Here is a 20,668-nt window from a genome sequence, read left to right as displayed (position 1 = left end):
TACGGGGCATGAGCAACTCCACCGCCTCGAAGGCCGGTTCGCCGAACCGCGCCAGGAGCGACCAGCCCGCCCGCCCCCTGCCCCTTGCCGCCCTCCTCGCCCTGGCCACCGCCGTCTTCGTCACCAGCCTCACCGAGACCCTGCCCGCGGGCGTCCTGCCCGCGATGAGCGCCGACCTCGGCGTCGGCGAGGCGGCCATGGGCCAGTCGGTCACCGTCTACGCGATCGGGACGGCGCTCACCGCGATCCCGCTGACCGCGGCCACCGCCGGCTGGCGCCGCAAGCGCCTGCTGCTCACCGCGGTCGCGGGCTTCGCTCTCGCCAACACGGTGACCGCCCTCTCCACGCACTACGCCCTCACCATGGCCGCCCGGTTCCTCGCCGGTGTCGCCGCCGGTGTCGCCTGGGCCCTGCTCGCCGGATACGCCCGACGGATGGTGCCCGTCCACCTCCAGGGCAAGGCGATCGCCGTCGTCATGACGGGCATTCCGCTCGCGCTCTCCCTCGGCGTGCCCGCCGGCACGTTCGTCGGCGCCGTGGTCGGCTGGCGGGTCACCTTCCTGGTCATGACCGCCCTCGCCGCCGTCCTCCTCGCCTGGATCGTCCTGACCGTCCCCGACTTCCCGGGCCTGCCCAGGGGCGGCCGGGCGCCCGTCCGGCGGACCCTCGCCGTCCCCGGGGTGGCCCCCGTCCTCTTTGTCACGCTCGTGCTCGTCCTCGCCCACACGCTCCTCTACACGTACGTCGCCGCCTTCCTCGACCACCTCGGCATGGGCGGCTCCACCGGACTCGTCCTCCTGGCCTTCGGCGGGGCGTCGCTGCTGAGCCTCTGGTTCACCGGCCTGCACATCGACCGCCGGCTGCGGGCCCTGACCCTGGGCGGGACCGTGCTGTTCGCCGTCGCCTCCGGCATCCTCGCCGCGGCCACCGACAGCACCGCCCTCGTCTACGCCGCCGCCACGCTGTGGGGCCTCGGCTGGGGCGGCGCGCCTACCCTGCTGCAGACCGCCGCGGGCGACGCCGGGGGCGAGGCGGCGGACACCGCCCAGACCATGCTCGTCAGCGTCTGGAACGCGGCCATGGCTGGAGGGGGCGTCGTCGGCGGCCTCCTCCTCGACCTGCTCGGTGCCGCCGCCCTGCCCTGGAGCGTCCTGCTGCTGCTCGTCCCCGTCCTGACCGTCGCGGCGACCGCCCGCACCCACGGATTCCCGGCCCGCCGAGGCCGCGGGTGAGACCCCGCCTCTCCCGGCGCCTCGGAGCCCGCCCGGCCGGCCACCTGGCCGTCAGTCCGTGTCGGTGGCCGCGACCACCGCGACCCGGGTGCGCGTCGGGTCGAGGACGGCGAAGGCGGTGTCCGAGAGATCGCCGAAGAAGAAGTCCCCGGTCCGGCGCGCCGGCGCCAGACGCAGCCAGCGGTGGTCGGCGGCGGCGCGCACGGCGTGACCGTGCGGGACGGACAGGTCCAGGTCCATCAGGGCGTACAGCGCACGCCAGGTGGACAACCTGCAGTACGCGCCCGGCCGTCCGTCGCCCCACATTCCGCCCGAGGCCGCCGCCACGAACAGATCGCCCATGACGTCGTCCGCCGTGGTGTGGGCCGCCGCCAACGTCTCCACGGTGAGCCCGGCCAGACTCGCCGCGCCGAGCGCCGTCAGCAGCGCCGCGTTGAAGTCGGCGGGAGCGAGCGGCTCCGGCAGCGTGAAGAACTCGGCGGCGGACCGGCCGAGTTCGGCGAACGGGTCGACGGCGACCTCGGTGCGGCGGCCGTCCGGCGCGGGCAGGGCGGCCCGGCCCGCCCCGGCTCCGGCCGCTGTCGGTGCTGTCTCGGGGTAGCGGGCGTAGAGCTCCTCGGGAGTCATGGAGCCGAGCATGTCCCCGGGGCGCCAGGCGCGCTCCCGTACGGTGTGCTCGAAGTGGAACGAGGTGAGCGGCAGCCACGAGAGCGGGTGGCCGAGCTCCCGCAGACCCTCCTGGTAGGTCGTGTACGGCTCGTCGCGCAGGCCCCGGCCCAGGGCCAGCTCATGGAGGAGGCGGGCACGGAACTCCGTGACGGGATCGCCGGACGTCGGTGCCTGCTCGAAGTACGGCCGGAGCTGGACCGGGCTCGACCGCCGCCCCAACTCCCGTACCACATGGTCCATGAGCCGTGCGGCTCCCGGAGCCGTGCCGAGCCGGGCCGCGTGCTCGCCGAGCCGGACCGCGCGGTCCGTGGCGGCCTGTGAGCGCTGCCCGGTCAGGAGCTCGACGAGCTTCAGGACCTCCGGCACGTACAACGAGCCCGCGGTGCGGGCCGGTTCGGTGGCCAGGACGTACAGCCGCTCGGGGTCGGTGGCGGCGTAGACCTTCAGCGAGGCGTCGTTGGGCAGAGCGGTCGGTTCCGGCATGCCGCCCAGGCTACGGGCCCGGTCGACGCACACGGCCCCGGGACCTGGTGGGGTCCCGGGGCCGTACGCGTCGCGTCCGCGTCAGACGGCGGGCGGCACCCGCGAGGGGCGTCCGGTTCCCCTGGTCAGGGAGTACCCGCCGATGCCGGCCAGCGCGGCGAGCACACCGCCGACCGCCGTCCAGATCCAGCGGTCGGACCACCAGCCCGACGACCAGCCGTCCTCGGGCGCGCGCGCCTCCACCGCGGAGGGCGTGCCGGCCGAGGCCGCGTCCTCCGTCGTGGCACCGGGCACCAGCGGGGCCGCGAGCGAGCCGCCGCCCGCGTACGCGCCGCCCTGCTCGGCCGAGACCGCGCCGATCCGGGCCGTGAACGACTGCCCGAGGTCCTCCTCGGGCAGACCCGTGACGGTCAGCCGCACGTAGTAACTGCCGGGCAGCGGATCGTCGTCCCAGGTGTCGGCCCAGGGCCGGACCGGGCGCAGGGTGCAGGCCAGCTCCACGGTCGCGGCCTCCTTCGCCGCGGCCCGGGACTGCATTCCGTACATGCACGGCTGACGGCGGCGCAGCCCGTCGTAGACGTCGATCCGCCAGGTGGAGGCGCCGTGCCGGGCGGTGGACTCGGGCAGGGTGACCGAGGCCGTCACGGTGGGCCGCTGCCCGGTGTCCGCGGGGAACACCCAGTACAGGTAGTCACCCGTGGAGGCCTCGGCGGTGGCCTGCTGGCCCTGCCGGAAGAAGGCGGCGGTACGGAACGTGGTGCCGGCCTCGGTCGGTCCGGCCGTCGCCTCGGCGCTCGCGCTGCCGCTCGGGGTCGGTGTGTCGGCCAGGACCGGCACGGCGGCCGGTCCGAACAGGGCGGCGCCCGCGAGGACGACGGCGCTCAGCGCGCGTACGGTACGCATCAGTTGGTCCTCCAGACGGCGACGCGCCAGCGGGACAGGAAGCCCCAGAGCAGACCGCCCACGAAACCGGCAAGGACGAGCGCGCCGAGCAGCCACCAGCCCCGGCCGAGGCCGAAGGCGGCCACGTCCGAGGCCTCGTCGGGCGCGTCGACCAGGTCGACGGCCAGCTCGATCGGCATACCGGGCGTGGTCTTCACCGACGGAGGCGCGGAGAAGGAGTTGCTGACCTGGAGGCAGACGGTCTCCGCCGCGGGCTTCGCGTCCGCGTCGATGCCGTCCATGGGCTGCTTGGGATAGCGCAGTCCGGTCGAGATGACGTCCGTGCGTCCGTCACCCGCCTCGGAGCCGCGCACGATCTCACGACCGCGCAGGGTCACCGCGCGCAGCAGGACCCCGTAGTCGTCGTTGACGGCGCGGTCGGCGGAGACGCTCACCGAGGCGCGGAGCTCCTGGCCGGGCAGGACGTCGACCCGGTACCAGCGGTGCTGCCCGAAGGTCTCGCGGTCGGTGTAGAGCCCCGGCTTCAGGGTCGGGGCGTCGGCGCAGCGCTCGGCGCCGTCGGTGGCCACAGGGGTGACGACCGGGTCGGCCGCGCGGTCCACCAACTGCCGGACACGCTTGGAGAGTTCCTCGGTGTGCCGGACCGAGGTGTACGTGCCGCCGGTCGCCTCCGCGATACAGGTGAGCTGCTGGCGGATCTTGGCGTTCGGCACCAGGCCGAGCGTGTCGATGGTGAGGTGGATGCCTCGGGCGGCGATGTCGCGAGCCACCTCGCAGGGGTCGAGCGGGGCGCAGGTGTCCTCCCCGTCCGTGATGAGCACGATGCGGCGGGTGGCGTTGTCGTCGCCCTTGAGGTCCTCCGCCGCACCGAGCAGGGCGGGCCCGATGGGGGTCCAGCCGGTGGGGGCGAGGGTGGCGACGGCGGTCTTGGCCTCGGTGCGGTCGAGCGGACCGACCGGGTAGAGCTGCCGGGTGTCCTTGCAGCCCTTCTTGCGGTCCTGCCCGGGGTAGTCGGCGCCGAGGGTGCGTATGCCGAGCTCCACCTCCTCGGGCACCGCGTCGAGCACCTCGTTGAAGGCCTGCTTGGCGGCGGACATCCGGGACTGGCCGTCGATGTCGCGGGCGCGCATCGAGCCGCTGACGTCGAGCACCAGCTCGACCTTGGGGGATTCCTTCGCCACCGGTTCGTCGGCGGCGGCGCCGGTCGGGAACAGCCCGACGGCCAGGACGGCGAGCAGTGCGCAGGCCCCGGTCGACAGCCGTTTTCTCGTGATCATGGGCGGATCGTAGGGATGATCGTCCGACAATCCAAAACGGCCCCGTGCGCGGCCGTCCGAGGGGGCGTCCGCGCGTCCGATACGTCCCTAGCGGTGCTCAGGGTTCGGGAAGTCGGCGTGGCAGCCGGCGTCCCAGGCGGAACGCTGGTTGCCGTACGCCGGGATCCCGCCGGCCCGCTTGAGCATCGCCGCCAGGTGCATCAGGTTCCAGGCCATGAACGAGGTGTTGCGGTTGGTGAAGTCGTTCTCCGGCCCGCCCGACCCCGGGTCCAGGTACGACGGGCCGGGTCCGGCCTCGCCGATCCAGCCCGCGTCCGCCTGCGGCGGGATCACATAGCCCAGATGCTGCAGGCTGTAGAGGACGTTCATCGCGCAGTGCTTGACGCCGTCCTCGTTCCCGGTGATCAGACAGCCGCCCACCCGGCCGTAATAGGCGTACTGGCCCTCGTTGTTGAGCAGGCTGGAGCAGGCGTACAACCGCTCGATCACCCGCTTCATCACCGAGCTGTTGTCACCGAGCCAGATCGGACCGCAGAGCACGAGGATGTCGGCCGCCATGACCTGCTCGTACAGCTCGGGCCAGGCGTCCGACTCCCAGCCGTGCTCCCTCATGTCCGGCCACACCCCGGTCGCGATGTCGTGGTCGACCGCCCGCAGGAGCGAGGTCGCCACGCCCTGCCGTTCCATCACGGCCCTGCTGCGGTCGATCAGCCCCTCGGTGTTGCTGACCTCGGGGGAGCGCTTGAGCGTGCAGTTGACGAACAGGGCCCGCAGATCGTCGTAGCGGTACGTCGTCTCGGGCATCGGCCGTCTCCTCGCGGGTGGGGTCACCGGAGTGCCGCGGTCCGGAGCCCACGCCACCCCACCAGACTCGGCGGCGGCGCGCGGCCGGGCCAACGCTGGGCGACCGACCGGATGACGCGGGCCCGGGCGCCGCACTCACAGCCGTACGCGCGCCGCCACGGGCAGATGGTCGCTGCCGGTCTCGGGCAGCGTCCAGGTCGTGCCGACCTCCGCGCCGCCGCGCGCCAGGACGTGGTCGATGCGGGCGAGGGGCAGGCTCGCGGGCCAGCTGAAGGCGAAGGCGTCCCGGTTGCCGCGCACCTGGGACAGGACGGGGGCCAGACCGCGGTCGTCGACGGTGCCGTTGAGATCGCCGACGACGAGCACCGCCGAGGACCGGTCGGCCGTCAGCGCGTTGCCGAGCCGTTCGGCGCTCTCGTCGCGCCACGCGGTCGCGTAGCCCTGCGTGGCCCGCACCCGGACCGACGGCAGATGCGCCACATACGTCGTCACCGGCCCGTGCGGGCCGCGGACGACGGCCCGCAGCCCCCGCTCCCAGCCGGGGGCCACCTCCGCCGGCTTCAGGTCGACGCGCGCGATGTCCGTCAGCGGGAACTTCGACCAGAGCCCGACCGTCCCCACGGTCGCGTGATGCGGATGGGTGGGCGCGAGAACGACCTGGAAGGCGGGCAGGCTCGCCGGAGTCAGCTCCTGGAGGGCGACGAGATCGGGGTCGGGACCGAGAAGGATCCGCGCGACGCGCGACGGGCTGGTGTTCTCGTCGCTCACGTTGTGCTGGACGACCGTCAGGTCGTACGCCCGGGAGACGCCGGGCGACGGCGACGCCAGCGTCTCCCGGAACACCCCCAGCCAGACGGCGGCCACGACCACGCACACGACGGCCGCGAGCGCCGAGCGGCGCAGGGCGGCGACGATCAGCCCGAGGGGCACGGCGAGACCGAGCCAGGGCAGAAAGGTCTCCGCCAGACTCACCGGGTTCCCCGGCAGCCCCGGGAGCCAGGGGTGAACCAGCAGCAGCACGCCGACCACGGCGACGACGACGGCCGTGAGCAGCCCGCGCCTCCTTCGTGTCCCCTCCACATGACCCCCTTCGGGGGAGGGGACGCCGTCAGGAATGATCCAGTTCCCGGCCGCAGCGGGGCGGGGCGTGCCGCCTCACACCAGGCGTCCGTCCCTCGCGACCACGCGGCCCGCGCGCACCACCACGTCACGGCGCGGCTGGTCGACCACGACCTGGGGTACGCACTCGCCCTCCACCAGCATGAAGTCGGCCGGAGAGCCGGTACGCAGATCGGCGCGCGGAAGGCCCAGCAGCTCCGCGCCGCCGTCCGACGCCACCCGGAAGCAGGCCTCCAGCTCCTCGTCGAGCCGGACGTCCAGGGCCCAGCCCGCCAGCCAGGCGCGGTGCAGCATGTCCGCGTTGCCGAACGGGCTCCAGCTGTCCCGTACGCCGTCCGAGCCGAGGCCGACGCGGACCCCGCGCTCGGCCAGGCGGCGGAAGGGCAGCACGGTGTTCACCGACAGCGCGACCGTCGTCAGGGAGACCCCGGCGTCGGCGAGGACGTCCGCGATCTCGTCCAGGTCACCGCCGGACAGCTCGGCCACCGCGAACGCGTGTCCCACGTTGACCTTGCCCCCCAGGCCAAGTGCCTTGGTGCGGGCGGCGATGTCACGCAGCGGCGCGAGACCCCGCTCGCCCGTGTCGTGCAGGTGGATGCCGAGGCCCAGGCCGTGGCGCTCCGCGATACCGAAGACCGTGTCGAGCTGCCCGCCGTCACGCCCCGCGCCGTCGGGCCCCGCGCCGTCGAGGTCGAAGCCCGCCGGGTCGATGCCGCCGATGTGCGAGACGAGTCCGGCGGCCGCCGCCTCCTCCAGGAGCTCGGCCACACCCGGCGTGCGCCCCACACCGTGCTGGGGGAAGGCGACCGCTTCGATGTCCAGGACCCCGCGCAGCTTCTCCCGCGCCGCGGCGAGGGCCTCGACGCCTTCGAGGCCGTACGCGGGGGCGACGTCGACATGGGCCCGTGTGGCCCGGGTGCCCTGGGCCGCCGCGTGCGAGAGCAGTCGCAGCGCCCGCTCGGCCACGGACGTGCGCTGCGCGCGGTACAGCTCCACGTCGCCCTCTACGTACGCCGCGATGCCGCGCGCCGGCCGCCGGCTGTGCCAGGGCTCGCCCCACGTCGTCTTGTCGGGGTGGAGGTGCGCGTCGACGAGGGTCGGCAGGGCGAGCCGGCCGCCCCCGTCGACGTGCTCCACGGCGGCGCCCTCCGGGACCGCGTCCGCCTCCACCAGCACGCCGTCCACCGCGGTCAGGTCGGTCGGCGGGCCGCCCCAGGGGCGTACGTCGCGGAAGACGGTGATGACGGGCGAAGCGTTCGGGGCCACGGTGAGAACTCCTCGACGAGCGGGCGGGGTCGTCTTCGGGTGGTGGATCGGATGGTGGTGTACCACGGGCGGTCCGCCTCGGGACCGCTAGAGGACGGCGACGCCGAGCGGACGTCCACCCGCGGCGAGCCGCTGGGTCTCGCCGCTCCTGACGTCGACGACGGTGATGCCGTCCCACCAGCCGTCGCGGGTGAAGCCGCCCGTGACGTACGCGGTGCGACCGTCCTTGGACACGGCGACGTCCTCGTGCGGACCCTCCAGCGGGTACACCCGCTCGGTGCCGTCGGGCGCCCGGACCGTGAGCGAGGGAGCCTCGTCCTCCGACGGGTCGATCGGCCCCGTCCCGACGACGAAGAGCGTGCCGTCGGGGGTGATGGTGGCGCCGTGCTGGTGCGTGTTCGCCGTCATCGGCGCGATCTCCGTGCGCCCGGTCCTCGGGTCGACCACCGCGAGTCGCTCCCCCTCGAAGGGGAGCAGCAGCCGGCCGTCCGAGGGCCGCACGACCGTGTAGTGAGGCTTGAGCCACGAGCCGAGACCGCCCTCCGTGCCGTACGGGGCGACCTCGATACGGTGCGGGTCGAGCGTGTCCGCCCGGACGACCGTCACATCGAACGAGTCGTGGTTCGTCGCGTACACCTCGGAGCCGTCCCGCGCCACGTCGACGTCGAAGGGCCGCCGGCCGACGGGGACCGTGCCGGTCACCTCGCGGCTCGCGGTGTCGATGACCTCCAGGGTGCCGTTCCCGCCGGGGACGTTGACCCCGACGTAGGCCCGCCCGCCGTCGGGGGAGAGCGCGATGCCCATGCCGCCGCCCCGGTACTCGCCCGTGGTGACGGGGCCGGTGTCGGTCTCGTACGGGACGAGGGCGAGCCGCTCGCGGGTGCGGGTGTCCACGACGGCGACGCCCTCGGCGGTGGCCACCCAGGCGCGCCCGTCGGCGCCGACAACCAGGCCGTACGGCGCGGTCCCCACCTCGACCGAGCCGAGCGGGCCGCGCTCCGGATCGACGAAGGTGACGGTGTCGGAGCCGAAGTCGGCGACGAGGAGAGTCCCGTCGGGCGTCGGCGTGGGAGCCGTCCCGGGGGACGTTCCGGCGGGCGACGCGGGCGCGGGGGCGGAGGCGCCTCCGGTCCTGGCGTCGGCGCCCTGGCCCGGTGCGCACCCGACGAGGACCGCCGCGACCGCGGCGGCCCCCGCGATGACGCGCGCGCGTGCCCTCGTCCTGCTCGCGTGCGTCATCGGGCCGCCCTCCGTCCGGCGCGCGCCGACGCGGCCGCGAGGAGGCCGGCGATGCCGTCGAATCCGCGCCGCCGCGCGTGTTCGAGCGGCGTCGTCCCGTCGTGGTCCGCGAGCAGGGGATCCGCTCCGGCGGTGATGAGCAGCTCGACGATCTCCTCGTGCGCGCGCCCGCCGTCGCCGAGGATGACCGCCTCCAGCAGGGCGGTCCAGCCGAGCCGGTTGACGTGGTCGACGTCCACGTCCGTCTCGCGCAGGACGGCCCGTACGTACGCGACATGGCCGCACTCCGCCGCGGGGATGAGCGAGGTCCCGCCGAAGCGGTTGGTGAGCGTCAGGTCCGGGTTCGCGCGGAGCAGCACGCGCATCATCCGCACACTGCCCGTCACCCCGGTGACCAGCCACGGCGTGTCCGCCCGGCTGTCCCGCGCGTCAGGATCGGCGCCCGCCTCGACCAACAGGGCGGCGACGTCCACCTGGTCCGCCCGCGCGGCCAGCAGCAAGGGGGTGCGGCGCTCCTCGTCACGGCACTCGACGTGCGCTCCGGCACCGAGCGCGCCGGCGACCCCTTCGGTGTCCCCCCGCCGGGCGGCCGCGAGCAGCAGCCGGTCGTTAGGGTCCATGGAGGTTCTCCTTCTCACGGCTGTCGGCAGCACGGTCGTCGTCCCTTCCCGTCGGACGGCGGAGGCGGGCGGTCCGCTCTCCTCACCATCGTGCGGTCGCCGCCGCGCGCCGCCGGTCGGACCAGTGGATGTCCCCGGGGTGCCGACCGGTGGACAGGAGGGTCGACCGATCGGATGACCGCGCTGGAGCGGCGCTCTGCCCGGGCGCCGTGAAAAGCATTGTCCGGACGGGTTCTCCGCAGGTCAGAATGGGCCCTCACCGACCAGGAGGAACCCATGAGCCAGGCGTACCTGACTCTCCAGGAGCTGCTGCCCCCGCAGGCGTTGGCCGAGGCCATCGACGCCGGGCACGTCACCCGCAAGGCACACCCCGAACTGCCGCTGTCCATCTACACGTACACGCGGGCGTGTCAGTACGAGCGGATCTGGAACCAGGTGACGACGCGCTGCCGTGGGCTCGTCGCCGACGACGCGACCGGGGCGATCGTCGCGCTGCCGCTTCCCAAGTTCTTCAACGTCGGTGAGCACGAGGCCGGTCAGCCCTACGCGCCCACGCTGCCCGACGAGCCCTTCGAGGTCTACGACAAGGTCGACGGCAGCCTCGCGGTGATCTTCCACTACGCGGGCCGTTGGCAGGTCGCGTCCAAGGGCTCCTTCATCAGCGCCCAGGCGACCTGGGCGCAGCGCCGGCTCGACGGCCGGGACACCGCGGCCCTGACCCCCGGTGTCACCTACCTCGCCGAGATCCTCTACCCGCAGAACCGTATCGTCGTCGACTACGGCGACCGGCGTGACCTGGTGCTGCTCGCCGCCTTCGGCCCCGACGGCACCGAGATCCCGCTCGCCGAGGCGGCCGCAGACTGGACGGAGATCGGCTCCGTCGTACGGACCTGGCCCGCCATGCCGCTCGACGAACTGCTGGCCCTGACCGAGTCGAACACCCTGCCCGGCGGATCCGCCGCCACCGGCATGGACGCCGAGGGCTTCGTGCTCCGCTACGCCTCCGGTGTGCGGGCCAAGGCCAAGCTGAGCGAGTACGTACGCCTCCACAAGGTGCTCACCGGCGTCACCGAGCGGGACATCTGGCGCAGCCATGGCATCCAGCGGTTCGCGGGGACGTCCGTCAAGCGCCTCGCCCAGGGCCTGGGTTGCTCGGTCGCCGAGCTCGGCGGCGTGAAGTCGGCGGGCGGCCGCCCGCTGGACGCACTCCTGGAGCAGGTGCCGGACGAGTTCGACGCCTGGGTGCGCGGGGTCATCGCGCGCCTGGAGGACGAGGCCGCGGCCCGTGAGCGCGCCATCGACGAGGCGTTCACGCGCGTCGCCCACCTGGCGGCGGACCGGGGCGCCTTCGCCCGGGCCGTGAAGTCGCTGCCGGTCGACGCCGACCTGCGGTCGGCGATGTTCCTGCGCCTGGACGGGCGTCCGACCGACCTCTTCGTCTGGCGCGCCATCAGGCCCGAGGCGTCCGACCCGTTCACGAACGATGTGGAGAACTGACCCGTGCCCGAAGTACATGTCATGACCGGGCTCCCCGCCTCGGGGAAGACGACGGCCGCCCGACGGCTCCAGGCCGAGGCCGAGGGCCGGATGCGCCGCGTCAACCTCGACGACCTGCGCACCATGCTGGACGTCCCGGCCCCCGAGCGCGGCCGCTCCCACGCGCACGAGCGGACCGTCCTCGACATCCAGGACGCGGCGGTCCGCTCGGCCGTCGAGGGCGGTTTCGACGTCGTCGTCGACAACACGCACCTGACCCCGCACATCCCCAAGCGGCTGAAGGCGGCCGTCATCGGCCTCGACGCCCGGTTCGTGGTGCACGACTTCACCGGCGTACCGGTCGAGGAGTGCGTACGGCGCGACGCCGCGCGCGAGCGGTCCGTCGGCGAGGAGATCATCCGGATCCTCGCCGACAAGCACGCCAAGGCCACCCGCGGCGGCTGGCGCCTGACCGCGGAGTGGCTGGGTGAAAGTCCCGCCGCCACGCCGTACGTCCCCGACCCGGCGCTCCCCTCGGCGGTGCTGTGCGACATCGACGGCACGCTCGCGCTGCGCGGCGACCGCGGTCCTTACGACTTCACCCGCTGCGACCTCGATCTGCTCAACGTCTCCGTGGCCCGCGCGCTGCGCGCGTTCCGCAGCGCAGAGAACGACACGATCGTGCTGCTGTCAGGGCGCAGCGAGGATCACCGCGCCCTGACCGAGGCATGGCTCGCGCGCCATGAGGTGCCGTACGACGAACTGTGGATGCGGGCCTCGGACGACGGGCGCGGTGACGACATCGTCAAGGCCGAGCTCTTCGACGCGCACATCCGGCACCGGTACGCGGTACGGGTCTCGCTCGACGACCGCGACCGTGTCGTCGCCCTCTGGCGCCGTATGGGCCTGCCGACCTGGCAGGTCAACTACGGCAACTTCTAGACCGCGTCACACCGCCGGCCCGGATCCTCCCCGTCGAGGAGGATCCGGGCCAGCTCGCGCGGCTGGGAGAACATGGGCCAGTGGCCGGTGTCCATCCGCACGAGATGCCACCGCTCGCTCTTCAGCAGCGTCGCCACGTCGGCGTTCGGCTCCTCGCCGTCCAGCAGGCACTTGATGTACGTCGCCGGCAGCTCGCCGAGCGGGCGGGCCAGTTCGGCCGGTTCGGTGAGCGTGGCGCCCGGGTGGGGCGTCGAGTCGGCGAGTATCCGCGCGATCTGCTCCGCGTCGAGGCCCTGGCCTTCGAAGTCCGCTGCTCCCGGCGGCGCCCAGAAGCCGCCGTTCCCGGCGATCGACCCCTCCACCATCGCCCGGCCGTCCGGCCACGCCGACACGAACGACTCACCGTCCGCGGGCACGTTGGAGTCCACGAAGACCACCCGGGCGAGCCGGTCGCCGATCCGTCCGGCGGCCTGACCGACCGGGATGCCCGCGTAGCTGTGCCCCACCAGAACGACGTCCCGCAGATCGAGCCCCTCGACCACCTCGACGACGTCCGCCACATGCGTCCGCTGCCCCGCCGCCACGCCCTGTCTCTCGGCGAGACCGGACAAGGTCACCGCATGAGCACCATGACCGGCCGCCCGCAACTCGGACGCCACCTCGTCCCACGCCCACGATCCGAGCCACGTGCCTGCCACCAGTACGAATTCCGTCATGCTGCCAACGTAGGTCGGGGGTCTGACAATCCGGCTCGTGGGACTCGCCGTACGGGGCCCGCCCGTCCGGCACCGCCTGGGGACGAGGGGGCGCCCTCGTCCCCAGGCCGTGAGCCCGGGGCGGGGCACGTGGACGACCCGTGTGACCCCGCCCCCGAAGACGTGAGTCGCACCGGCCCGTGGGCCGCCCCGCGTCTACCCTGGCTGTATGGGCGGTGACCTGGTCGGACTGTTCCTCTGCGGCGACGTGATGCTCGGCCGCGGGGTGGACCAGGTCCTTCCGCACCCCGGCGACCCGGCCCTGCGCGAGCGGTACGTGCATGATGCACGGTCCTATGTGGCGCTCGCCGAGGCGGTCAACGGTCCCATCCCGCACCGGGTGGACTTCACCTACCCCTGGGGCGCCGCGCTCGACGTCCTGGACGCCGCCGCTCCCGACGTCCGTGTCACGAATCTGGAGACGGCCGTCACCACGAGCGACGAGTTCGTCCCCGGCAAGGCGGTCCACTACCGCATGCACCCGGACAACCTGCCGAGCCTGACCGCCGCCCGCCCGGACGTCTGCGTCCTGGCCAACAACCACGTCCTGGACCACGGCCACCGAGGGCTGGCGGACACCCTCGACGCCCTGGCCAAACACGGCGTGCCCACGGTGGGCGCCGGCGAGGACGCCGAGGAGGCGGCACGGCCCGTGGTCGTCCCCCTGCCCGGCGGCGGACGGTTCGTCGCGTACGCCCTGGGCATGGCGTCCAGCGGCATTCCGCGCGACTGGGCCGCCACCGCAGGGCGCGGCGGCGTCCACTTCGCCTCGGGACCCACCCACACCGCCGCCACGCGCCTCCTCACCCGGATCCGGGACACCAGGCGCCCCGGCGACATCGTCATGGTCTCGATCCACTGGGGACCGAACTGGGGGTACGCGCTCGCCCGTGGCGACGTCGACTACGCGCACGCGCTGATCGACGCCGGCGCGGACGTGGTGCACGGCCACTCCTCGCACCACCCCCGCCCCCTGGAGGTCCACCGGGGCAAGCTGGTCCTCCACGGCTGCGGCGACCTGATCAACGACTACGAGGGCATCACGGGCTACGAGCAGTACCGCGACGACCTGCGTCTGCTGTACCTCGTCTCGCTGAGGCCCGAAGACGGCCGACTCCAGGAGGTACGCATGATTCCCCTGCGGGCCCGGCGCCTGCGGCTGGAGCACGCCCCCCGCCGTGACGCGCGCTGGCTCCATGACGTCCTGGGCCGGAAGAGCCGGCCCTACGGCGCGCGGGTCGACCTCGACGAGGACGGAACCCTCGTCGCCCGCCCCGCCTGACGGGCGGCGGCCGCACCCGCCCGCGCACACGCTCCGGACCAGGGAGACGAGCGGGACATGTACTTCACCGATCGCACGGACGCAGGACGGCAACTCGCCGCACGCCTGGAGCACCTCAAGGGCCATGACGTCGTGGTCCTGGGGCTTCCCCGCGGCGGGGTGCCGGTCGCCGAACAGGTCGCGGACGCACTCGGAGCGCCCCTGGACGTCTGTCTCGTACGCAAGCTGGGGGTGCCTTTCCAGCCGGAGCTGGCCATGGGCGCCATCGGCGAGGGCGGCGTCCGGGTCCTGAACGACCATGTCCTGGCCGACACCCGGGTCTCCGGCGGTGACCTGGCCGCCGTCGAGGCCCGCGAGCGCACCGTGCTCGGGCAGCGGGCCCGGCGCTACCGGGGAGACCGCCCACCGGCCCGGCTCGACGGCCGGACGGCCGTGGTCGTCGACGACGGACTGGCGACGGGAGCCACGGCGGTCGCCGCCTGCCGGGTCGTCCGTGCCCAGGGGGCCGCGCGGATCGTCCTCGCGGTGCCGGTCGCGCCGAGCGACTGGCCGGAGCGGATCGGCAGGGAGGCGGACGAGACCATCAGCGTCCACGAACCGGCGGTCTTCTACGCGATCGGCCAGTTCTACGAGGACTTCTCGCAGACACCGGACGAGGAGGTCGTCGCCTGTCTGGAGCGCCACCACGCCGGGCGCGGCACGGACGACCAGGACCCGGAGGTGCGCATCCCGGCGGGGGAGGCGCGGGTCGCGGGCCATCTGGTGGTGCCCGACGGCGCCGCGGGGATCGTGCTGTTCGCCCACGGCAGCGGCAGCAGCCGGCACAGCCCCCGTAACCGGGCCGTCGCGGAGAGCCTGAACCGCGCCGGCCTCGGAACGCTCCTGTTCGACCTGCTCACCGAGGAGGAGGCCGACGACCGGGACAACGTGTTCGACACGGAGCTGCTGGCCGGCCGGCTGGCCAGGGCCACGCACTGGCTGGCGGGCCGGCCGGGCCTCGACGGGCTGCGGATCGGCTACTTCGGCGCCAGCACGGGCGCCGCGGCCGCCCTCTGGGCCGCCGCCGACCCGCTGTCCGACGTGTCCGCCGTCGTCTCGCGCGGCGGCCGCCCGGACCTCGCGGGGGCGCGCCTCGCGCAGGTGCGCGCCCCGACGCTGCTGATCGTGGGGGGTCGCGATCCGCTCGTACGGGAGCTGAACGAGGCGGCGCAGGCGCGGCTCACCTGCGAGAACCGGCTCGTCGTCGTCGACGGTGCCGGGCACCTCTTCGAGGAGCCGGGCACGCTGGAAGAGGTCGGCGAACTCGCCGCGGGCTGGTTCGCCGACCACTTCCGGAGCGCTCGTGGCTGAGCGCCCGTCACCGGAGCGACTGTCAGTACGGTCCGTTGACGTTGTCGATGGAGCCGTAGCGGTCCGCGGCGTAGTTGCAGGCCGCGGTGATGTTGGCGACCGGGTCGAAGAGGTCCATGGACGTACCGGGCACGTGGTAGGCCAGGAAGGTCGGTTCGATCACCTGCAGGAGGCCCTTGGACGGGGTGCCCTTGACGGCGTTGGAGTCCCAGAGGTTGATCGCCTGCGGGTTGCCCGAGGACTCGCGCATGATGTTGCGGTGGATGCCCTCGTACGAACCGGGGATGCCGTACTTCTGCAGGACGTCGAGGGACTCGCGGATCCAGCCGTCCAGGTCGTTGGTGTAGCTCTTGGCGGCGGCAGGAGCGGCCTTGGCCGGGGCGGCGGCGGGGGCCTTCGCCGGGGCGGCCTTGGCGGGGGTCTTGGTCGCGGCGGCGCCGGGAGCGGCGCTCCGCTGCTGCGAGCGGTCCGCGCGGTCCGTGCTCGTCGTACGGGCCGAGGACTTCTGCTTCTCGGCGGCCGCGGGCTTCCCGGTCAGCGAGAGTTCCAGACCCGGGTGAATAAGTGACGGATTGTCACCGACGGCCTTGCGATTCGCCTGGTACAGGGCCTTCCAGCCGCCTCGCACGCCCTGTTCGTGTGCGATCACGGAAAGGGAGTCACCGCCGACGACGGTATAGATCTTGGGGGCGGAATTCCCTGCGGCGGGAACCGATTCCGCGATCTTCGCCGGGCTGGTGAAGGCGGTCTTCTGGACGGGCGCGACGGTGTGCGCCGCGTTCGGCGCCGCGTGCGCGCCGGCCGTCGCGACGAGGGGGAGGGCCAGCGCGGCTCCACCCGTACTCGCGAGGGCGATACCGCGGCTGAGGGGACGTCGCTTGGGGCGCCGGTGCTTACCGTGAGCGGGCATGAAGGATTCCTCTCCGGCGCCTGCGGGGTGAGCTGTCGGGTTCGGGCTGGAGCTGCCCGGCCGCACGCGTGCGGCTTCACCCCAAGCCGCTCCGGAAATCCGGGCCGGCGAAAAAACTGGGTCCCCCGCTCCTGCCGACGGGTGAATGGTTGGTCTTTTCGGACGGTGGCAGGATTCGGCGATCCGTCCGGGTCGAGGTGACCGTAGGCGAGAAATGTCGGACGGAACAAGGCTGGGCATGGATGCGAAATGAACAGGAAATTCAGAAATGAGTTCCCCGCAGCCGCGGCAGCACCGAACTTCCTTGGGGCGCAAGGGGAAGGGGTCCGTCCGGAAGGGTTGCGTCCCGATCGCGTGATTCCTGTCACCCCGGTAGTCAAAACGGTCATACCGGTAAATTCAGCTGAGTAGAGAAAAGGGGCACAAGGGCATGAAAATGCCCTTGTGCCCCTTTTGGTGGGAAGTAGTGGGGTACGTCAGCCTGTGGTGCTCGGGGCGCCGGTCTCGATGTGACCGGTGTAACGGCGCGACCAGGTGCCGTCGATGTCGGCCGTGATCGTGAAGTCGTACCAGCCGTCGCTGTACGCCACGGCGTTGAAGAAGTCCTCGCGCGAGGAGTTCGCCGGGACCGGGTACGTCCACGGCCCGTCCGTGCGGTAGGCGTTCGAGCGGATCGTGAAGGTCACGGGGCCGGCCGAGGTGTTGGTCATCCTGAAGTAGACCGCCGTCTTCCCGGTGCCCGGCTCGGTCGCGAACCTCGCCGCCACCTCGATCGCCTTGCCCGCCTTCGACGCGTCACCGATGAAACGGCGCAGGAAGCGGTTGGGGCCCATCATCGAGATGTCGTACTTGCCCGACCCGGACCCGAGCCCGATGTTGAAGTAGTCCGTGGACGTCGTGCCCGGGTCGACCGTGTACTGCCAGGCCGCCGTGTCCCGGTGCTGGTGCGGGTGGATCGTGAAGTGCGCGGCCCGCTTCGCCTGCGCGCCCCGGTTCGTCATCGAGAACCAGGCGAGGATCTTGCCCGCCGCACCGAACTCGAACCGGTCGAGGTTGCCGTTGACCTGGTACGGCACGGCGCGCGCCGGACGGGTGCCGGACTCCTGCGCGGGCAGGGCGTTGTCCTGCGGCACCGGGTTCGGCAGCGGGCCGCAGGTGGACTGCCCGATGACCTTGGCGGTGGAGGGCAGGCCGGAGGGAACTCCGTACACCGGTCGCGCGAAGTCGAAGACGCCCGTCAGGTCGCCGGTGACCTTCCGCCGCCACGCGCTGATGTTCGGGCAGGTGGCGGGGGTTCCGATGGCGGCCGTCCAGGTCTCCATGAAGCGCAGGACGGAGGTGTGGTCGAAGACCTCGGAGCTCACCCAACCGCCGCGCGTCCAGGGCGACATGACGAGCATGGGGACACGGAAGCCCAGACCGATCGGCACGCCGTCGATGTACTCGCCGGGCGTTCCGGGCGGAGCGACCGGCGGCGGCACATGGTCGAAGAACCCGTCGTTCTCGTCGTAGTTGAGGAACAGCACGGTCGAGTCGAAGACCTCGGGGTTCGCGGCGAGCGCACGGTAGACGAGATCGACGAAGTGCGCGCCGTCGCCGGGCGGGGCGTAGGGGTGCTCGGAGAACGCCTCGCTCGCCACCACCCAGGAGACCTGCGGCAGGGTTCCGGCGACGGCGTCGGCGCGGATCGCGGCGGCTATGTCGTCCGGGGTGGAGCCGGTGACCTTCGGCACGGAGCCCATGCCGCGGTCGTGCAACGGGTCGCCCGGCCGGGCGTCGGTGAACTTCTTGAAGTACGCGAGGCCGTTGTCGCCGTAGTTGTCCTGGGCGTTCTGGTAGACCTTCCAGTTCACACCGGCCCGCTGGAGCGCCTCGGCGTACGTCTCCCAGGTGAGCCCGGACTCCTCGCCGCCGTCCTTGCTGGAGGCGTCGATCCTGCCGCTCCAGAGGAAGGTGCGGTTCGGGCCCGTGGCGCTGAGCGCCGAGCAGAAGTACGCGTCGCAGACGGTGTAGTTGTCGGCGAGGGCGTAATGGAAGGGGATGTCGCCGCGGTCGAGATAACCGAGGGTGCGGGTGTTGCCGACACCCGTGACCCAGTTGTCCATCCGGCCCTTGTTCCATGCCGCGTGCTGCGAGGTCCAGCTGTGCGGCAGGTCCCCGTTGCACTGCGCGAGGGTCTCCCCGTCGACACCGCCTGCCGGCGGGGTGGCGCTCAGCTTCCACGGGTACTGCCGGCCACCCCAGTTGGGCTGGTGGAACATGCCCCAGCCGCCCGGGATGTTCCCCGCCGCCCGGTCGCCGAAGCCGCGGACACCGCGCAGTCTGCCGAAGTAGTGGTCGAAGCTGCGGTTCTCCTGCATGAGGATCACGACGTGCTTGACGTCGGTGATGGTGCCGGTCGCGGCGGAGGCGGCGGCCGACGCCGTGCCCGTGGGCAGCGTCGCACCCGCCACGAGCCCTGCCCCGATCCCGACGAATCCCCTGCGGCTGATGGGAGTCATGCCCCGCCTCTCGTGTCACCGCGTGCCCCCATGGCACACGGTGGACAGAATGAGGGAGGCGAGCTTAAAGGTATACCTCCGTGCGGTAATTCTTGGGTGAACTTACGAAGGGCCTCGGGTGGTGGCGATCTGATTGGTCCCGAAGCGAACCAATGCGACGAACGGCACGATGCAGCGACCGCTTCTAGGCGAGGGGGCCGGCGGCGTCCCGGCGCAGCATCAGCAGTGCCGCGTCGTCCTCGGCGTGTGGTCCGTCCGTGAGGGAGCCGAGCAGGTGGTCGGCCAGCTCCTCCAGATCGGTCGGTCCGTCCGAGAAGGCGGCGGCCAGCCGGGAAAGCCCGAGATCGAAGTCCTCACCCGGTTTCTCGACCAGTCCGTCGGAGTAGAGCAGCAGCGTCTCGCCCGGCGCCAGCCGGGCCGTCGTGTACGGGTACGAGGCGAGCCCCCAGGCGGCGGGGAGGCCCAGCGGCGGGCCGCCCGCGAGGGGCAGGCACGCGACGGTGCCGTCCGCGTGGCGCAGCAGCGGCGGCGGATGACCCGCGTTCGCCGCGTGGACCTCTCCCGTATCCAGTACGACCCGCAGGTACTGGCAGGTGGCGAAGCGGTCGGCGTCCAGGTCCGCGAGGAACGCCGACGCCTTCCCCAGCACGCTGTCGCACCCATGGCCCTCCGCCGCGTACGCGGTCATGGCGACGCGCACCTGCCCCATGAGCGCCGCGGCCTCGATGTCGTGCCCCTGCACGTCACCGATCGCGAGCCCCAGACCGCCGTCGGGCAGTATCACCGCGTCGTACCAGTCACCACCGACCCGTACCCCCTGCCGGGCCGTCCGGTAGCGCACCGCGATCCGGCCCCCGGGCGTCGCCGGGATCCGGCGCGGCAGCATCGCGTTCTGCAGACCGGCGGCGATCTCACGCGACCGGTCGAGCGCCAGCACCCGGTGCACCGCCCGGGCGACCGCCTTGGCCCAGGCGTTCATCAGGGTGTGGTCCGCCAGGGTGAAGACGGAGCGGTCGTCGTAGAAGACGCCCAGGGCGCCGAGCGGCTGCCCCTCGTCGACCAGCGGCAGGAACGCGGCCGCCGTGGCATCGAAGCCGTGCCGATGGGGCGCCAGCCGCGGATAGCGGTCCAGAAAGGCACGGGCGGAGGTGAAGAAGAGCGGACTGCTCGTGCGGACGACGTCGTTCAACGGCCAGGAGTCCGCGAGCCGCGACTTCCACGGGAACTCGGTCGCGTCCGGGGCGAGGACGGTGCGGATCATCTGAAGACGCCCCTGCTCCAGCACCCCGAGCGACATCGCCATCGCGCCGAGCGGGCGCAGACTCACCTCGTCGCCGAGGACCGCGGAGACCTCGCGGACGCTCATGGCCCGCGCCAGCGCGAGCCCGCCCTCGCCCAGAGCGCGCAGCGGATCCTCGACCTCCTCGCCCGGCAGCCGCAGCGCCGAGTGCGCCAGATCGGGTGTCGCGTCCCTGACCACCCCCACGACCCGGAGCCCGCCACCCTGGGGCTCCCGTACGACGCTGCCCCGGGCATGCGTCCAGCGGGTGCGTCCGTCATGGAGCACCACACGGAAATAGGCGCTGTACGCGTCGCGCCGGCCGGCCAGGAGATCCGCCGACAGACCGGACAGCAGCGTCCAGTCCGCCGCCTGGATCCGGGGGCGCAGACCGTGGGTGAGGACGGTGTGCTCCGCCGGGAGCAGGTCGAACACCGCCCGGGCGACGTCGTCCAGGGTCAGGTGCCCGGTGGCCGGATCCCATGCGAAACAGCCCACGCCGGTCGCCGTGAGCACCTCGCCCCGCTCCAGTCGCGGAGAGCTGTCTCCCATACGGGTGCC

At 72.8% G+C, this 20,668-nt stretch carries 17 protein-coding genes and 1 riboswitch; of the genes, 5 read left to right on the top strand and 12 right to left on the bottom strand.

What is annotated here, in order from left to right; genetic code table 11:
- The first annotated feature begins 8 nt into the window (after positions 1-8).
- Positions 9-1,232, top strand: coding sequence for an MFS transporter (locus ACZ3OF_RS25085; protein WP_467306891.1), 1,224 nt, complete (start codon positions 9-11; stop codon positions 1,230-1,232).
- A gap of 51 nt (positions 1,233-1,283) precedes the next feature.
- Here the strand turns inward: ACZ3OF_RS25085 and ACZ3OF_RS25080 are convergent, their stop codons facing one another.
- The 8 genes from ACZ3OF_RS25080 to ACZ3OF_RS25045 all read right to left on the bottom strand — a co-directional run bounded on the left by ACZ3OF_RS25080 (position 1,284) and on the right by ACZ3OF_RS25045 (position 9,612).
- Positions 1,284-2,384: a DUF6183 family protein gene (locus ACZ3OF_RS25080; RefSeq protein ID WP_361674060.1), complete on the bottom strand. Its 1,101-nt coding sequence runs from the start codon at positions 2,382-2,384 to the stop codon at positions 1,284-1,286.
- 81 nt (positions 2,385-2,465) lie between these two features.
- Positions 2,466-3,287, bottom strand: coding sequence for a hypothetical protein (locus tag ACZ3OF_RS25075; RefSeq protein ID WP_361674062.1), 822 nt, complete (start codon positions 3,285-3,287; stop codon positions 2,466-2,468).
- Positions 3,287-4,564, bottom strand: coding sequence for a VWA domain-containing protein (locus tag ACZ3OF_RS25070; protein WP_361674064.1), 1,278 nt, complete (start codon positions 4,562-4,564; stop codon positions 3,287-3,289). The genes ACZ3OF_RS25075 and ACZ3OF_RS25070 overlap by 1 nt, the downstream gene beginning before the upstream one ends.
- A gap of 87 nt (positions 4,565-4,651) precedes the next feature.
- Positions 4,652-5,368 (bottom strand): flavodoxin family protein, encoded by a 717-nt coding sequence (locus tag ACZ3OF_RS25065; protein ID WP_361674066.1) that lies wholly within the window; start codon positions 5,366-5,368, stop codon positions 4,652-4,654.
- Between the two features lie 135 nt (positions 5,369-5,503).
- Positions 5,504-6,448 carry an endonuclease/exonuclease/phosphatase family protein gene (locus ACZ3OF_RS25060; protein ID WP_467306886.1) on the bottom strand — a complete coding sequence of 315 codons (945 nt, stop codon included), beginning with the start codon at positions 6,446-6,448 and terminating at the stop codon, positions 5,504-5,506.
- 75 nt (positions 6,449-6,523) lie between these two features.
- Positions 6,524-7,753, bottom strand: a complete 1,230-nt coding sequence (locus ACZ3OF_RS25055; RefSeq protein WP_467306884.1) for an amidohydrolase — start codon at positions 7,751-7,753, stop codon at positions 6,524-6,526.
- Positions 7,754-7,840: 87 nt separating this feature from the next.
- Positions 7,841-8,992 (bottom strand): YncE family protein, encoded by a 1,152-nt coding sequence (locus ACZ3OF_RS25050; protein WP_361674072.1) that lies wholly within the window; start codon positions 8,990-8,992, stop codon positions 7,841-7,843.
- Positions 8,989-9,612: an ankyrin repeat domain-containing protein gene (locus tag ACZ3OF_RS25045; RefSeq protein ID WP_361674074.1), complete on the bottom strand. Its 624-nt coding sequence runs from the start codon at positions 9,610-9,612 to the stop codon at positions 8,989-8,991. The genes ACZ3OF_RS25050 and ACZ3OF_RS25045 overlap by 4 nt, the downstream gene beginning before the upstream one ends.
- A gap of 276 nt (positions 9,613-9,888) precedes the next feature.
- On the opposite strand from ACZ3OF_RS25045, the gene ACZ3OF_RS25040 reads away from it, so the two are divergent.
- Both ACZ3OF_RS25040 and ACZ3OF_RS25035 read left to right on the top strand, forming a co-directional pair.
- Complete coding sequence (locus tag ACZ3OF_RS25040) at positions 9,889-11,109, top strand: RNA ligase (RefSeq protein ID WP_361674075.1); 1,221 nt, start codon at positions 9,889-9,891, stop codon at positions 11,107-11,109.
- A 3-nt stretch (positions 11,110-11,112) separates the two neighbouring features.
- Entirely contained in the window at positions 11,113-12,030 is a 918-nt protein-coding gene (locus tag ACZ3OF_RS25035; protein ID WP_361674077.1) for a phosphatase domain-containing protein, read from the top strand.
- Here the strand turns inward: ACZ3OF_RS25035 and ACZ3OF_RS25030 are convergent.
- A complete protein-coding gene (locus ACZ3OF_RS25030; RefSeq protein WP_467306879.1) occupies positions 12,027-12,746 on the bottom strand; it encodes an alpha/beta fold hydrolase in 720 nt (239 codons plus the stop codon). The genes ACZ3OF_RS25035 and ACZ3OF_RS25030 overlap by 4 nt on opposite strands.
- A 208-nt stretch (positions 12,747-12,954) precedes the next feature.
- Between ACZ3OF_RS25030 and ACZ3OF_RS25025 the strand changes: the two genes are divergently transcribed.
- Positions 12,955-14,067 (top strand): CapA family protein, encoded by a 1,113-nt coding sequence (locus tag ACZ3OF_RS25025; RefSeq protein ID WP_361674081.1) that lies wholly within the window; start codon positions 12,955-12,957, stop codon positions 14,065-14,067.
- A gap of 57 nt (positions 14,068-14,124) precedes the next feature.
- Entirely contained in the window at positions 14,125-15,417 is a 1,293-nt protein-coding gene (locus ACZ3OF_RS25020) for a phosphoribosyltransferase family protein (protein ID WP_361674083.1), read from the top strand.
- A gap of 22 nt (positions 15,418-15,439) precedes the next feature.
- Here ACZ3OF_RS25020 and ACZ3OF_RS25015 read toward each other — a convergent pair whose 3' ends face one another.
- The 3 genes from ACZ3OF_RS25015 to ACZ3OF_RS25005 form a co-directional block, all read right to left on the bottom strand.
- Complete coding sequence (locus tag ACZ3OF_RS25015; RefSeq protein WP_361674085.1) at positions 15,440-16,327, bottom strand: transglycosylase SLT domain-containing protein; 888 nt, start codon at positions 16,325-16,327, stop codon at positions 15,440-15,442.
- A gap of 2 nt (positions 16,328-16,329) precedes the next feature.
- Positions 16,330-16,481, bottom strand: a riboswitch (cyclic di-AMP (ydaO/yuaA leader).
- Between the two features lie 322 nt (positions 16,482-16,803).
- Complete coding sequence (locus ACZ3OF_RS25010; RefSeq protein ID WP_467306876.1) at positions 16,804-18,828, bottom strand: phosphocholine-specific phospholipase C; 2,025 nt, start codon at positions 18,826-18,828, stop codon at positions 16,804-16,806.
- Positions 18,829-19,012: 184 nt separating this feature from the next.
- Complete coding sequence (locus ACZ3OF_RS25005) at positions 19,013-20,659, bottom strand: PP2C family protein-serine/threonine phosphatase (RefSeq protein WP_467306874.1); 1,647 nt, start codon at positions 20,657-20,659, stop codon at positions 19,013-19,015.
- Positions 20,660-20,668: the final 9 nt, after the last annotated feature.

This window comes from Streptomyces sp. NPDC022552 (genome assembly GCF_055561875.1).
This window is presented reverse-complemented; position numbering and strand designations above follow the sequence as displayed.

Coding starts and splice junctions, on each gene's coding strand:
- ACZ3OF_RS25085 (WP_467306891.1), top strand. CDS start 9: ATGAGCAACTCCACCGCCTCGAAGGCCGGTTCGCCGAACCGCGCCAGG.
- ACZ3OF_RS25080 (WP_361674060.1), bottom strand. CDS start 2,384: ATGCCGGAACCGACCGCTCTGCCCAACGACGCCTCGCTGAAGGTCTAC.
- ACZ3OF_RS25075 (WP_361674062.1), bottom strand. CDS start 3,287: ATGCGTACCGTACGCGCGCTGAGCGCCGTCGTCCTCGCGGGCGCCGCC.
- ACZ3OF_RS25070 (WP_361674064.1), bottom strand. CDS start 4,564: ATGATCACGAGAAAACGGCTGTCGACCGGGGCCTGCGCACTGCTCGCC.
- ACZ3OF_RS25065 (WP_361674066.1), bottom strand. CDS start 5,368: ATGCCCGAGACGACGTACCGCTACGACGATCTGCGGGCCCTGTTCGTC.
- ACZ3OF_RS25050 (WP_361674072.1), bottom strand. CDS start 8,992: ATGACGCACGCGAGCAGGACGAGGGCACGCGCGCGCGTCATCGCGGGG.
- ACZ3OF_RS25045 (WP_361674074.1), bottom strand. CDS start 9,612: ATGGACCCTAACGACCGGCTGCTGCTCGCGGCCGCCCGGCGGGGGGAC.
- ACZ3OF_RS25040 (WP_361674075.1), top strand. CDS start 9,889: ATGAGCCAGGCGTACCTGACTCTCCAGGAGCTGCTGCCCCCGCAGGCG.
- ACZ3OF_RS25030 (WP_467306879.1), bottom strand. CDS start 12,746: ATGACGGAATTCGTACTGGTGGCAGGCACGTGGCTCGGATCGTGGGCG.
- ACZ3OF_RS25025 (WP_361674081.1), top strand. CDS start 12,955: ATGGGCGGTGACCTGGTCGGACTGTTCCTCTGCGGCGACGTGATGCTC.
- ACZ3OF_RS25020 (WP_361674083.1), top strand. CDS start 14,125: ATGTACTTCACCGATCGCACGGACGCAGGACGGCAACTCGCCGCACGC.
- ACZ3OF_RS25015 (WP_361674085.1), bottom strand. CDS start 16,327: ATGCCCGCTCACGGTAAGCACCGGCGCCCCAAGCGACGTCCCCTCAGC.
- ACZ3OF_RS25010 (WP_467306876.1), bottom strand. CDS start 18,828: ATGACTCCCATCAGCCGCAGGGGATTCGTCGGGATCGGGGCAGGGCTC.
- ACZ3OF_RS25005 (WP_467306874.1), bottom strand. CDS start 20,659: ATGGGAGACAGCTCTCCGCGACTGGAGCGGGGCGAGGTGCTCACGGCG.